Genomic DNA, 12,432 nt, shown 5'->3' with positions numbered 1-12,432 from the left:
GACTATCCTTTCACAGTTCCGATATTCATCCAGACGCCCTGCTCGCGCGCCCGGCTTTCACAAAGATTCAGGATTTCCCGGCGACGCTCATTGCTGGCGCGTCCCCATTCGGTGATCTCCGCGCCGCTGCGCTGACAACCGGTACAGATATTCTGCTCATCCAGACAGCAAATGTGTACGCAGGGGGATCTCACCGGCAATTCCGCGCTCATCAGTCGTCCTGCGGCTGCAGTTCGCGGCGGTAGCGCTCAGCGTTATGCACATAATGCGCTGCGCCAGCGGCCACGGCCTGTTGCTGCTGCTCGGTCAACTGGCGCACCACCTTGCCAGGCGAGCCCATGACCAGCGAACCATCGGGAATCTCCTTGCCCTCGGGGACCAGCGCATTGGCGCCGATGATGCAGTTGCGGCCGATCTTTGCGCCATTCAGTACCACAGCGTTAATACCGATCAGGCTGTAATCGCCGACGGTGCAGCCGTGCAGCATGGCCTTGTGGCCGACAGTGACACCCTTGCCCAGAGTCAGAGGCGCACCTGGATCGGTGTGCATCACGGCACCGTCCTGCACGTTGCTGTTCTCGCCGATCAGAATGAGTTCGTTGTCACCGCGCAGCACCGCGTTGAACCAGACGCTGGCACCCGCCTCCAGACGCACCCTGCCAATGACGGTCGCCGTCTCGGCAATCCAGGCATCATCGGCCATCTCCACACGGTCATCGCCCAGTCTGTATTTCATCACTCTTCCTCAATCCGGATTGGTCCACTGAAAGGGGTACGCAGCGGGATGCGGGCATCGAATGCCACGTTGATGAAGTCCACCAGAATCAGCGCCGTCAGTCCCCAGATTTTGAAGCCTTCATAGCGGTAGCTGGGCACATACCAGCTGCGTCCCTCGTAGTCGATGCGATGGGTCATTTCCCGGTTGTCGCCGAGAAAGTAGCTGACTGGCACGCGAAAGACTTCCTGAATCTCGCTCTCGTTAGGGCACAGGTCGAAGACGTCCGGCACTATGCCAACATAGGGCGTGACCTTGATGCCGAAGCGCGACACCAGACTGCCCAGCGGACCGACCACTTCGACCAGGTCAGGCAACAAGCCGATCTCTTCGTGGGCCTCACGCAGGGCGGTGAAAGCAAGATCGACATCACCGGGGTCACGCCGGCCACCGGGGAATGCCACTTCGCCCGAGTGAGTTGAAAGGCTGTTGGAGCGCAAGGTGAGAATGATTTCCGGCTCGTTATCCACACAGGTGACGGGCACCAGCACACCGGCTTCCGGCAAGCCGGCGGTTTCAACCAATCGCGGGCGATACTCGGGAATCCGCGCGCGTACTTTGTCCAGCATGCAACCTACCTCGTTGTTTTTACCCATGATGTCATGATCACCGTCACCGGGCCAGAGCCTCCCGGCCACTGAATACTACCCTATACCCGTTACGCAACGATGATTGCCCCCTTTACCGATCGTTCGATGCACCGCAAGATTAACCATAGCCTTCAACCGGAGTATCGGGCGTCATGAAATTCTGCAGTCACTGTGCACAACCGATCGTCGAGCGCATTCCGGAGGGCGACACCCGCCCCCGGTATGTTTGCGAGCACTGCAAGGTCGTTCATTATCAGAACCCACGTATCGTCGCCGGTTGTCTGGTTACCCAGGAGCGCCACGTTCTGCTCTGCCGCCGAGCCATCGAACCCCGCCACGGCTTCTGGACACTGCCCGCTGGCTTCATGGAAAACGGCGAGACCACCGAGCAGGCAGCGCTGCGGGAAACCTGGGAAGAGGCTCGGGCCAGAGTTCTGCAACAGCAGCTATACATGCTGTTCAACCTGCCGCATATCAACCAGGTGTATATGTTTTTCCGCGGGCAGCTGGCCGATATGGACTTCGCCGCCGGAGAAGAGAGCCTGGAAGTCAGACTGTTCAGCGAAGCTGAAATTCCCTGGGATCAGTTGGCATTCCCAACCATCGGCAAGACCCTGCGGCAGTATTTCCAGGATTATCCGACCCAGCATTTCCCGGTGCGCATGTCTGATATTGTCTGGCCACGCAAACCCGGCAACCTCAACCAATGAGGCACCTGCTGGCGGTCCTGCTGTTCGGCCTGCTCGCCATCAACTGCCTGGCCGGCTCCCCAACCATCGACAAGCTGATGATCCACAAGCAGGAACGCCGGCTGGAAGTGATCAGCGATGGTCAGGTGATTCGCCAGTACCGCGTCTCACTGGGCAAACAGCCGCTCGGCCACAAGCAGGAGCGGGGCGACAACCGTACCCCGGAAGGTGTCTACAGTATCGATTGGCGCCACCGCAGCCCCAGCTATAACCTCAGCCTGCATCTGGACTATCCCAACCTCAAGGACCAAACCCAGGCCTGGAAGCGCGGCACCGACCCCGGCAGCATGATCATGATTCACGGTACGCCCGTGGATGAGGATTACCCCGAATGGTTCTTCGAGGGGCTCGACTGGACCAACGGCTGTATCGCTCTGGACAATCAGAGCATGCGCGAATTGTGGGATATGGTGCCGGATCAGACCCTGGTCGAGATCAGACCTTGACCCATATCAACCTCCCTTACATCCGGATATAGGACAATCAGAGTCAAGCAACATGGTCGCAGAACCATGCTTGTCCACGTCCGTGTAGGGAGCACATTATTTATGAAAATCAAACTGATATGCCTGGCCATTGCCGCCGGCATCGGCCTCAGCACACAGGTGCATGCTGACCGCCTGGTCAGTGAACTGATCAAGCCCATCGAGCCCGCGGTCGTCACCGCACCGGAAAAAGTCGAGCTGGGCAAGAAGCTGTGGTTCGATCCACGCCTGTCCATGTCCGGTTTCATTTCCTGCAACTCCTGCCACAACCTGTCCATGGGCGGTAGCGACAACCTGCCCACCTCGATCGGTCACAACTGGCAGGAAGGCCCGATCAACTCGCCGACCGTGTTGAACTCCAGCCTGTTCGTAGCGCAGTTCTGGGACGGCCGCGCCGCCAACCTGCAGGAGCAGGCAGGTGGCCCGATCGCCAACCCGATGGAAATGGCTTCCAGCCATGTGCTGGCCGTGGACGTGATCAACTCCATCCCGCAGTACCGGGAAGAGTTCGCCAAGGTCTATGGCAGCAAGGAAATCACCATCGGCAATATCACCGATGCCATCGCGGTGTTCGAGGAGACACTGGTGACACCGAATTCGCGTTTCGACCAATGGCTCAAAGGTGATGACGACGCCATCACCCAGCAGGAGCTGGCCGGTTACGAGACCTTCAAGTCCATCGGCTGCGTGGCCTGCCACAACGGCCCGGCGGCGGGCGGCACGTCTTTCCAGCGCATGGGTGTGGTCGAGCCCTACCAGACCACCAACCCGGCTGAAGGTCGCGTTGCCGTGACCGGCAAGGATGCGGACCGCTTCAGTTTCAAGGTGCCGTCGCTGCGTAACGTCGAGCTGACCTACCCCTACTTCCATGACGGTGCGTACTGGTCACTGGAAGAGGCCACCGACGTGATGGCGCGCCTGCAGTTGGGTCGCGAGTTGCAGGAGCAGGAAATCGATAACGTCGTCGCCTTCCTCAAGACCCTGACCGGTGATCAGCCGACCTTCACCATGCCAATCCTGCCACCGTCGACCAACGACACCCCACGGCCCCAGCCGTTCGGCATCAAGTAAGCACTGCAGCCCCCTGGAGGGGCCGGGATAAAACCCGGCCCGCCTTGTCCGCAGTTCGCTTCAGATATCCGCCAGACGCCAGACGTCATAAGCGGGTTCTTCATAGGGATGGGCCTGTTTGAGTGCGGCTACGGCGCGGACGATCAGCTCGTCCGCGCACACCAGCTCCACCCGATATTCAGCCACGTTCTCCAGCTCTCCGGCCTTACCGATAAAGGGATTCGCACCTGGCCCAGGGCGAAACTGTCCGCGCCCCAACACCTGCCAGCAGCAATGTTCATAATCCCCAATGCGCCCTCCTCCGGCGGCAAACACCGCCTGCTTGACCGGTTCAAGATGAGTTTCGGGAACGAAGAAACAGAGTTTGTACATGACGGGAAAGCTCCGGACTGAACACTGACAGGTGCAGTGTTACAGCCCGGACTGCTTTGCTCAATGGCTCTCAGAAACTGAGACGCATGCCCACCGTCATATTACGCCCCGGCAGCAGTACATCATCCTTGATAAAGGAGGTGTGCTGCCGCGCCTTGTCATCCAGCAGGTTGTTGGCCCGGACATACAGCAGATAGTTCATTCCGCTCTGGCTGTGACCCTGATAACTCAACCCAGCGGTGAGCATGGTGTAGGCACCGGTTTCGCTTTCATGGTCGGCAATATCGCTCTGACGACGTACGCGGTAGCCTTCCAGCTCAGCATCCACATGGCTGGTCAAACGCTGTTCCAGACGCACGCCATAACGATCCGCCGGAATACGCGGCAGGTCGCCGCCGCCGTCACGCAACTTGCCGCGCACGGTGTCGCCAAACAGGGTCACCTTCAGACTGTCGGTGGCCTGGATACCAAAGCTGCCTTCCAGCCCCTGCAGCACGGCATCGTCCTGCTGGTATTCCACCACCCGATAGTGGCCACCCGGATCATATCCGGCGTCCGCCGCATAGATGAAATCATCCACCTGATTACGGAAGGCGCTCAGGCTGTAGGTCAGACGCCCGCTGAGCTTGCGCAGGCCGATTTCCATGTTGTAGCCGGTCTCTTCCTTCAGATTGGCATTACCCAATTCCACCGTGCGCGTTGCCGCATGCGGCCCCATGGCAAACAGCTCCTCGGCGGTCGGCAGACGCTGGGAACGAGACAGGTTGGCGAACAGCGCGTACTCCGGCGCGAACCGCCAGGTAGTACCTGCCGACAGCGAGGTACCACGATGGGATACATCGCGCGCGCTGCGCTTTACATCAATATTCTGCCACTCATGGCGCAGTCCCCACTCGTAGCGCCAGTCGCCGAGCTGCAGCTCCTCCAGCAGAAACAGCGCATGGTTAGCGGTCAGGGTTGCCGGCACGTAGGCCTCTTCACCCAGCGCCGAGAAATCACGCCGCGAGGTTTGCCCGCCGATAACGCCGCGCCAGCCGGCGATCGGCTTGTGGGTCAGCTCGAGACGCGCTTCGCTGCCCTGATTGTCAAACCGGGTGCCCACCTCACTGCCCTCGATCTCCTCATGCTGATAATCGGTATGCGCCATACGCAGCCGCACCCGCTCGAACCCGGCGAAAGGGTCACGGTACTCGCCGCGCAGATCCCAGCGCTGTTGCTGCATATCGATGAAGGCGGCACCGTGCTCGTGGTCATGGTCGTGATCATGATCGTCGTGACCATGGCCGTGCCCGCCGCAGTGCCAGGTGGGCCCATGGGTATGGCAGTCGGCATGCTCATGAGCCAGCAGACCGTACTCCCGATTCTGCTCGCTGTAGGCGATGCCGAGATAGCCACGATCACTTATCCAGCTCAGCCCCAGCCCGGCGGCGTCGGACTCGTTGAAAGCGCCCTCTTGTTTGGACGGGTTGCCTGGAATGGAATACGGATCGGCATCCGACTTACTGCCTTCCAGGCGCAGGGCAAACTGCCCGGTACCGGCGGTGATGCCAAAGGCGCCCGCGCGCTCATCTGCCACGCTGTTGCCACGCAATTCCAGATCCGCTTCCACCCCGCGTTCCGGTACATAGGTCGGCACGCGGCGATCGATCAGGTTGACCACCCCACCAATCGCGCCGCCGCCATACATCAACGTCGCCGGCCCCTTGATCACTTCGACCTGCTCCAGCAACAGCATCTCGCTGGTAATAGCATGATCCGGACTGCTGGTGGACGCATCCAGCACATCGACGCCATCGCTCAACACCTTGACTCGACTGCCTTCCAGCCCGCGAATCACCGGCCGCCCGACACCCGGTCCAAAGCCGCTGGAATGAATGCCCGGCAGACCCGACAGGGTATCGCCCAGGGTCGCCGCCCGGCGTTTGGCCAGCTCATCGCCCTGCAGCACCACGCTGGCCGCACTCATATCCGCCACCTGACTGTTCAACGCCGAGGCGCGCACCACAGTGTCCGGCAGCGCCGCCGGCTCGCCGGCAGCCAACAGTGGCGTCGGCCATGCCACCAGTCCCGCCAACCCGGCCAGCGTGATGGCGCCTTTCAACAATTGCCCTGATCTCTCCATATACCCTCCCATGCAATAACCCGCAGCAGAAAGGCTGCCGCGAAGGGAGGCAAGTATTATTTGTTATATTATAACAATCAAGTTTTAATTCAGGCGGAGGTGAGATTTCCCGTTTCGTCACTGACGATGCGCCCATCCACCAACTGCACGGTGCGCGGACAGCTGGCCGCCAGCCGCGGATCATGGGTAACCACCAGGATGGAGCAACCGAATTGGCTGTTGATACGCCGGAACAGATCGAACACGCTTTCCGCCGTTTTGGTGTCGAGGTTGCCGGTGGGCTCGTCTGCCAGCAGCAGTGGCGGACGGGTGATCAGTGCGCGGGCGATGGCCACCCGCTGCTGCTGACCGCCGGAAATCTCGGTGGGTTTCTTGTCAGCCATCTTCTCCAGCCCCACTTCGCGGAGCAGGCCGCGCGCCAGATCGATGGCTTCGGTCGAGGGCCTGCCGCTGCGGATGATCAGCGGCATGAGCACGTTCTCCAGCACGCTGAAGGCGGAAATCAGATGATGGAACTGGAACACGAAACCCAGCGCCTGGTTGCGCAGGTGGGTGCGGGTTGCGTCGTCGCTGTCGCGGGTCGGCTGGCCCTGCAGGTAGAGTTCACCGGCGCTGGGCACATCCAGCAGGCCAATCAGGTTGAGCAGTGTGCTCTTGCCGGAACCGGATGGCCCGATCAACGCGGTCAGCTCACCACGCCCCAGCCGCAGGTCGATATCGTGCAGCACAGTGCTTTCCAGCGGCGTGCCCTGGTTGAAGATCTTGCCGATGCGCTCCAGGCGCAGCACGTCATCAGACATAACGGATCGCTATCGCCGGATCATAACGGGCCGCCCGGCGCGCCGGCACGGCCGCCGCGAGCACACCCGCCAGAGTGGCAATCGCCATGGCCACCGGGATCAGCCCCGGCGCGACCGGCACCCAGAACAGGCCGGGGCCGAACAAATTAAATACCTGCACCAATCCCCACCCAACCGCACAGCCCACACCGGAACCGACCAGCCCCAACAACCCGCCCTGCAACAGAAACACGCGCAAGATCTGCCCGCGCGGACTGCCCATGGCGCGCAGAATGCCGATCTCCCGGGTGCGCTGCACCACGCTCACCGCCAGCACACTGGCAATGCCGAAGGCCACGGAGATCCCGACGAATACGCGAATCATCTCGGTGGTCATGCTCTGCGAAGTCAGCGCGTTAAGCAACTGGCCGTTGGTCTGCATCCAGCTTTCCGCCTGCAGGCCGGTCAGCCGCTCGATGCTCCGAGCCAGATCATCGGCAGCGAAGATCTCGTCCACCCGTGTATCGATCACAGTCACCCCACCAGGCAGCGCCAGAAGGGTCTGGGCCTGTTTCAGATCGAGATAGACATAACGGGCATCCAGTTCGCGCACACCCAGCTCGAACACCCCAGCTATGTCCACCACAGCTTCACGACCATCACCGCCATCCAGACGCAGCTTGTCACCAACATCCAGCCCGAGGTCCCTGGCCAGCTCACTGCCGATCACCGCATGCCCGGCGCCCACGCGAAACTCGCCGGCAATCAGGTCATCGCTGATCGGAATGATTCGCTCATAGCGCTCGGGGTCCATGCCGATCAGCGCGACCGAAGCGCGCGCTACGCCGCTGAGCGCCAGCGCCGGCCCGCTGATGACCGGCGATACAGCCGGCAACCGCGGATGCTGATCCAGCACGGCGACCACCTCCTGCCAGTTGCTGATCGAGCGCAGCCGCTGGGCACGCGGGTTCTCCAGGGTCAGCGAGACGGCATCACCAGATAGCGGCACCATACGGTTGAACTCATCCAGCGGCAGAATACGAATATGCGCCTGGGTGCCCAGGGTGCGTTCGACGACGTTGTCCTGCAGGCCGGTAATCAGCGCGGTGATGAACACGATCACCGCTGAGCCAACGGTGATACCGAACAGGATCATCAGCGTCTGCATACGGTTATCCAGCAGAAAGCGCAGCGCGATCAACCATTCGGTCCAGACGCTGGCAATCAGACGTTGCACCCTGGTCACTCCCTGCCGCCGAGCAACATAGGCTCAATGCGCACCCGCACCCGCTGCCCTTCTTCAATATCGCCCGTCAGCACCACATCCCCGGCGCTCAGCCCTTCGACAATTTCGGTCAATCCGGTACCGCGCAAACCCAATTGCACCGGCACCCGCTCCACCTGGCGATCGGCGGTCCAGCGCAGTACCTCGGCTTGGGTACCACGGCGGTTCTGCAAGGCGTCATTGGCCAGCACCAGCGCCTGCTGGCGGCTGCCGGTACGGATGTCCACCGACACCGTCATTCCCTGACGCAGGAACTCCGCCGGTTCCAGCACCTGCAGATGGATGTCTATGGTGCCGCGATTGGTATCGACCGCCGGGGCAATAAAGCTGACTCTGGCTTCCAATGTATTCAGGGGAAAGGCGTCGGCGATGACCAGCGCCGGCTGGTCGATGGCCACCGGCCCGAGGTCCTTCTCGTCCAGCGGCACTATGATCTCGCGACTGTCGGAACGGGCGATCTGCAGCAGCATGGTGCCGGGCTGCACCAGATCGCCCGGTTCGACCTGTCGCACCTGCACCACACCATCCACCTGGGCTTTGATTCGCGTCTTTTCCAGCGCAGCGCGGGCGGCGGCCAGACGCTGCTGCAATACCTGTTCATCACTGCCACCGGTGTCAGCAGCCGTGGCTGCAAGCTGCGCCCGATCGCGTCTGACCCTGGCACTGGTTTCCGCCTGGCGAGACTGTTCGCGCTGCTCCACCGATACGAGCTGGCGCTGGAAAAGCGTATCCCGGCGCTCACGCTCACGCGTCGCCTGCTGCAGATCACTCTGCGCCTCACGCAAGGCGGCCTGGGCCTGCGGACGCTCGGACTCAACCAGTTGCTGCAACGCCGCCTGGGCTTCGAGCAGCCCGGCTTGCTGCTCCTCATCGCGCAATTCCAGCAGCAGGTCACCCGCCTTGACGCTGTCGCCCTCGCGCACATGCCGCGCCTTCACCACACCGGTGATTTCACTACCGATCTGGGCGAGCGATTGACTGTCCACCTCGCCACTGGCAACCACCCGCTGTACCAGCGGGTGCATCTCCAACTGATAACCGGCCACCTCGGGTCCCTGCCATTGCTGCCAGCCAAACCAGGCCGCCAGCAACACAACAGGCAACAGGAGCAACAACCAGCGCGGTAGGGGTCTTGAGTCGGACAAGGGACAGAACCTTTCAGATAAAGGAAAACCAGTCCGATCAATATATTACAGATGCCTGCCTCGCGCCTGCCTTCACCGCCGCGGTGCTAATCCCATAGCCAATTCGCAGAAATTGGCTATTTACTGTACGATTACACCTCTAAGCAAAAATTCATTATTGGCCGGGCCATTCCGGCCAGTTTTCGTGTTGCCGCGAGACATGCCTGCTGTCTGATGATGCGGTGCCGCTCGCGATATTCAATTAGTGAAGGAAACAATAAATGAGAGTAGCCATTATCGGCGCCGGCCCCAGCGGTCTGGCTCAGCTTCGTGCTTTTCAATCCGCCCAGCAACAGGGTTGCGAGATTCCCGACCTGGTCTGCTACGAGAAACAGTCGGATTGGGGCGGGCTCTGGAACTACAGCTGGCGTACCGGCCTGGACCAGCATGGCGAGCCCGTGCATGGCAGCATGTATCGCTATCTATGGTCCAACGGACCGAAGGAAGGCCTGGAGTTCGCCGATTACAGCTTCGAAGAACATTTCGGCCGCCCCATCGCCTCCTACCCACCGCGCGAAGTGCTTTGGGACTATATAAAAGGCCGTGTGGAACAGGCCGATGTGCGTAAGTACATTCGCTTCAACTGCCCGGTTCGTCAGGTCACCTACAATGAAGAGACCTGCCTTTTCAGCGTCACCGCCCATGATCATGATACCGATGAGGTGACAACAGAAACCTTCGATCATGTGGTAGTCGCCTCGGGGCATTTCTCCACGCCCAATGTTCCTGATTTCGACGGATTTCAGAGCTTCAATGGACGCATTCTGCATGCCCATGATTTCCGCGATGCGCTGGAATTCCGTGGTCAGGACGTCCTGATCATCGGCAGCAGTTATTCTGCCGAAGACATCGGTTCGCAGTGTTACAAATACGGCGCCCGCAGTATCGTTACCAGCTATCGCAGCGGCCCTATGGGCTTCGATTGGCCGGACAACTGGGAAGAAAAACCCTTACTCGTCAAAGTAAATGGCAATACCGCTCATTTTGCCGATGGTACTGCCAGGCATGTCGATGCGATTATCCTGTGTACCGGTTATATTCACCACTTTCCCTTCCTGGACGAATCATTACGCCTGAAAACCGATAACCGGCTGTGGCCTTTGAACATCTATCAGGGCACCGTCTGGGAGGCCAACCCCCGGCTGTTCTATCTGGGCATGCAGGACCAGTGGTACACCTTCAATATGTTCGACGCCCAGGCATGGTTCGTGCGCGACGTCATCCTCAAACGCATTGCCCTGCCTGACGCCCAGACCATGGTCAAGCACAGCCAGGCCTGGCGCCAGCGCGAGCTACAGATAGAAGACGAACGGGGGATGATCGAGTTTCAGGGTGACTATGTGCGCAGCCTGATCGAGCAGACCGACTATCCCAGCTTCGATATCGACGGGGTGAACAAGACCTTCATGGCGTGGCTTGAGCACAAGAACGAGAATATCCTCACCTTCCGCGACAATATCTATCGCTCGCTGATGACGGGCAACATGGCCACTGCGCACCATACCCGCTGGCTGGAAGCGATGGATGATTCGCTGGAAGCCTATCTGGCATCGCCGATACGGCAATCCGCCAAGCAGCAGGAAAAGGTCTGACGCCCTATCCAACTATCCCCGGCACCGCGCCGGGGCTACCCATCGGCAGCCCACCCCGTCTCAATCCGGCTCGAAGCTGATATGCACTGAAGGCGCGCTGCGGCGTGCCTCGCCATGAAACACCGCCTCGATATTATTGCCTTCGGGATCGAGCACAAAGGCGGCATAGTAGCCTGGATGATAGGAGCGCAACCCCGGCGCACCGTTGTCCTGTCCTCCGCTGGCCAAAGCAGCCCTGTGGAACGCTTCGACCATGGCCTCGTCCCGCGCCTGAAATGCCAGATGCTGGCGGCCGGTGACGCTGCCCTGCGCCGCTTCGGAGTCGGCGGTGCAGTTCCATGGTTTCCATGTCGCATCTCCCGAATCGTTAATAGAGTGTGAGTATCCCGCCGGAAAAGATTAGTTCGCTGCTTCCCGTCATGCCAACCGGCAATAACTCAGGGCAAACCTTCCAGCCTGGCTCGTGTCACAGCAAGTAAGAGGATATGGAGGAGAAAGATCATGAGCCACAAGTTCAAGATCAACGATCACGTCAGTTGGAATTCCGAAGCCGGGCGGGTCAGCGGCACCATCATCAAGGTGCATACCGCCGATACCACCTACAAGGGCCACCCGCGCCGGGCGAGCAAGGACTCGCCACAGTACGAGATCCAGAGCGACAAGACCGACCACATCGCCATGCACAGGGAAGATGCCCTGACCCGGATCAAATGAGCATGGAACAGGCCGATACCATCTGGACCCTGGGCCACTCGACACGCTCGATAGAAGAGTTCATCACTCTGCTCCAGCATTATCGAATCGAGGCCGTGGCGGATGTGCGGCGCTTTCCCGGTTCCCGTCGTATGCCGCAGTTCGGTCAGGAGGCGTTGCGCGCCAGCCTGCATGAGCAGGGTATCGAGTATCTGCTGATCACCGAGTTGGGTGGTCGCCGCCGGCCAGCATCGGATTCGGTCAATACTGCGTGGCGCAATACCTCCTTTCGCGGTTACGCCGACCATACCGCCAGCCAGGAATTTGCCACCGGCCTCGAACGTCTGCACCAGTTGGCCGTGCGACGATGTACCAGCATGATGTGCGCCGAAGTGCTCTGGTGGCGCTGTCATCGCTCACTGGTATCCGATGTATTGATGGCCAGCGGCACCCAGGTCATGCACATTCAGGATGAGAAACACATCGAAAAACATCCCTACACCCGCCCGGCTCGGCTGTATCGAGGCCAACTGACCTATGACGCCACCCGCGGCGAGCCGCTGAACGCCAGGGAAAGGAGCCAGGGTATTCAGCAGCAGATGGATTTATAGCCTTGGTCCTTGATGAGTCATCCACTCAAATGCGGTGGCTCCTACGCTCTGCCTGGGAACGGTGGGATCGGACGCTTCTCCTCACAGAGGCGCTGTAAACGGCAGCGTCATGCCTTCCAGCAAG

Annotated in this window: 15 protein-coding genes; 6 read left to right on the top strand and 9 right to left on the bottom strand. The window is 60.4% G+C overall.

Annotation, left to right across the window (positions count from 1 at the left end; genetic code table 11):
• Positions 1-2: 2 nt before the first annotated feature.
• The 3 genes from BLU11_RS01765 to BLU11_RS01755 are packed head-to-tail and all read right to left on the bottom strand — an operon-like array spanning position 3 to position 1,344.
• The gene (locus BLU11_RS01765) at positions 3-212 is read right to left on the bottom strand and encodes a DUF1289 domain-containing protein (protein ID WP_172828655.1); all 210 of its coding nucleotides are present in this window, start codon (positions 210-212) and stop codon (positions 3-5) included.
• Complete coding sequence (locus BLU11_RS01760; RefSeq protein WP_090271767.1) at positions 212-736, bottom strand: gamma carbonic anhydrase family protein; 525 nt, start codon at positions 734-736, stop codon at positions 212-214. Before BLU11_RS01760 ends, BLU11_RS01765 begins: the two co-directional genes overlap by 1 nt.
• Positions 736-1,344, bottom strand: coding sequence for an NUDIX hydrolase (locus tag BLU11_RS01755; RefSeq protein ID WP_090276136.1), 609 nt, complete (start codon positions 1,342-1,344; stop codon positions 736-738). Before BLU11_RS01755 ends, BLU11_RS01760 begins: the two co-directional genes overlap by 1 nt.
• A gap of 173 nt (positions 1,345-1,517) precedes the next feature.
• Here BLU11_RS01755 and BLU11_RS01750 point away from each other — a divergent pair, with 173 nt between their 5' ends.
• The 3 genes from BLU11_RS01750 (at position 1,518) to BLU11_RS01740 (ending at position 3,670) form a co-directional block, all read left to right on the top strand.
• Positions 1,518-2,075, top strand: coding sequence for an NUDIX hydrolase (locus BLU11_RS01750; RefSeq protein ID WP_090271766.1), 558 nt, complete (start codon positions 1,518-1,520; stop codon positions 2,073-2,075).
• On the top strand, positions 2,072-2,560 hold the full coding sequence (locus BLU11_RS01745; RefSeq protein WP_090271765.1) for a L,D-transpeptidase family protein: 489 nt from the start codon (positions 2,072-2,074) through the stop codon (positions 2,558-2,560). The genes BLU11_RS01750 and BLU11_RS01745 overlap by 4 nt, the downstream gene beginning before the upstream one ends.
• A 102-nt stretch (positions 2,561-2,662) precedes the next feature.
• Positions 2,663-3,670, top strand: a complete 1,008-nt coding sequence (locus BLU11_RS01740) for a cytochrome-c peroxidase (protein ID WP_090271764.1) — start codon at positions 2,663-2,665, stop codon at positions 3,668-3,670.
• 60 nt (positions 3,671-3,730) lie between these two features.
• On the opposite strand, the gene BLU11_RS01735 is transcribed toward BLU11_RS01740, so the two are convergent.
• The 5 genes from BLU11_RS01735 to BLU11_RS01715 form a co-directional block, all read right to left on the bottom strand.
• Positions 3,731-4,042, bottom strand: a complete 312-nt coding sequence (locus tag BLU11_RS01735; RefSeq protein WP_090271763.1) for a Nif3-like dinuclear metal center hexameric protein — start codon at positions 4,040-4,042, stop codon at positions 3,731-3,733.
• Positions 4,043-4,112: 70 nt separating this feature from the next.
• Complete coding sequence (locus BLU11_RS01730) at positions 4,113-6,164, bottom strand: TonB-dependent receptor (RefSeq protein ID WP_090271762.1); 2,052 nt, start codon at positions 6,162-6,164, stop codon at positions 4,113-4,115.
• An 89-nt stretch (positions 6,165-6,253) separates the two neighbouring features.
• The gene (locus tag BLU11_RS01725) at positions 6,254-6,964 is read right to left on the bottom strand and encodes an ABC transporter ATP-binding protein (RefSeq protein WP_090271761.1); all 711 of its coding nucleotides are present in this window, start codon (positions 6,962-6,964) and stop codon (positions 6,254-6,256) included.
• On the bottom strand, positions 6,957-8,180 hold the full coding sequence (locus tag BLU11_RS01720) for an ABC transporter permease (RefSeq protein ID WP_090271760.1): 1,224 nt from the start codon (positions 8,178-8,180) through the stop codon (positions 6,957-6,959). The genes BLU11_RS01725 and BLU11_RS01720 overlap by 8 nt, the downstream gene beginning before the upstream one ends.
• Before the next feature lie 5 nt (positions 8,181-8,185).
• Positions 8,186-9,343 carry an efflux RND transporter periplasmic adaptor subunit gene (locus BLU11_RS01715; RefSeq protein WP_407920241.1) on the bottom strand — a complete coding sequence of 386 codons (1,158 nt, stop codon included), beginning with the start codon at positions 9,341-9,343 and terminating at the stop codon, positions 8,186-8,188.
• Between the two features lie 290 nt (positions 9,344-9,633).
• On the opposite strand from BLU11_RS01715, the gene BLU11_RS01710 reads away from it, so the two are divergent.
• The gene (locus BLU11_RS01710) at positions 9,634-11,004 is read left to right on the top strand and encodes an NAD(P)-binding domain-containing protein (RefSeq protein ID WP_090271758.1); all 1,371 of its coding nucleotides are present in this window, start codon (positions 9,634-9,636) and stop codon (positions 11,002-11,004) included.
• Between the two features lie 60 nt (positions 11,005-11,064).
• Here BLU11_RS01710 and BLU11_RS19655 read toward each other — a convergent pair whose 3' ends face one another.
• A complete protein-coding gene (locus BLU11_RS19655) occupies positions 11,065-11,376 on the bottom strand; it encodes a VOC family protein (protein ID WP_090271757.1) in 312 nt (103 codons plus the stop codon).
• A 129-nt stretch (positions 11,377-11,505) separates the two neighbouring features.
• On the opposite strand from BLU11_RS19655, the gene BLU11_RS01700 reads away from it, so the two are divergent.
• Positions 11,506-11,718 carry a hypervirulence associated TUDOR domain-containing protein gene (locus tag BLU11_RS01700; protein WP_090271756.1) on the top strand — a complete coding sequence of 71 codons (213 nt, stop codon included), beginning with the start codon at positions 11,506-11,508 and terminating at the stop codon, positions 11,716-11,718.
• A gap of 2 nt (positions 11,719-11,720) precedes the next feature.
• A complete protein-coding gene (locus BLU11_RS01695; protein WP_090271755.1) occupies positions 11,721-12,308 on the top strand; it encodes a DUF488 domain-containing protein in 588 nt (195 codons plus the stop codon).
• Positions 12,309-12,432: the final 124 nt, after the last annotated feature.

The sequence above is a fragment of the Halopseudomonas litoralis genome, assembly GCF_900105005.1.
Lineage (GTDB): Bacteria > Pseudomonadota > Gammaproteobacteria > Pseudomonadales > Pseudomonadaceae > Halopseudomonas > Halopseudomonas litoralis.
This window is presented reverse-complemented; position numbering and strand designations above follow the sequence as displayed.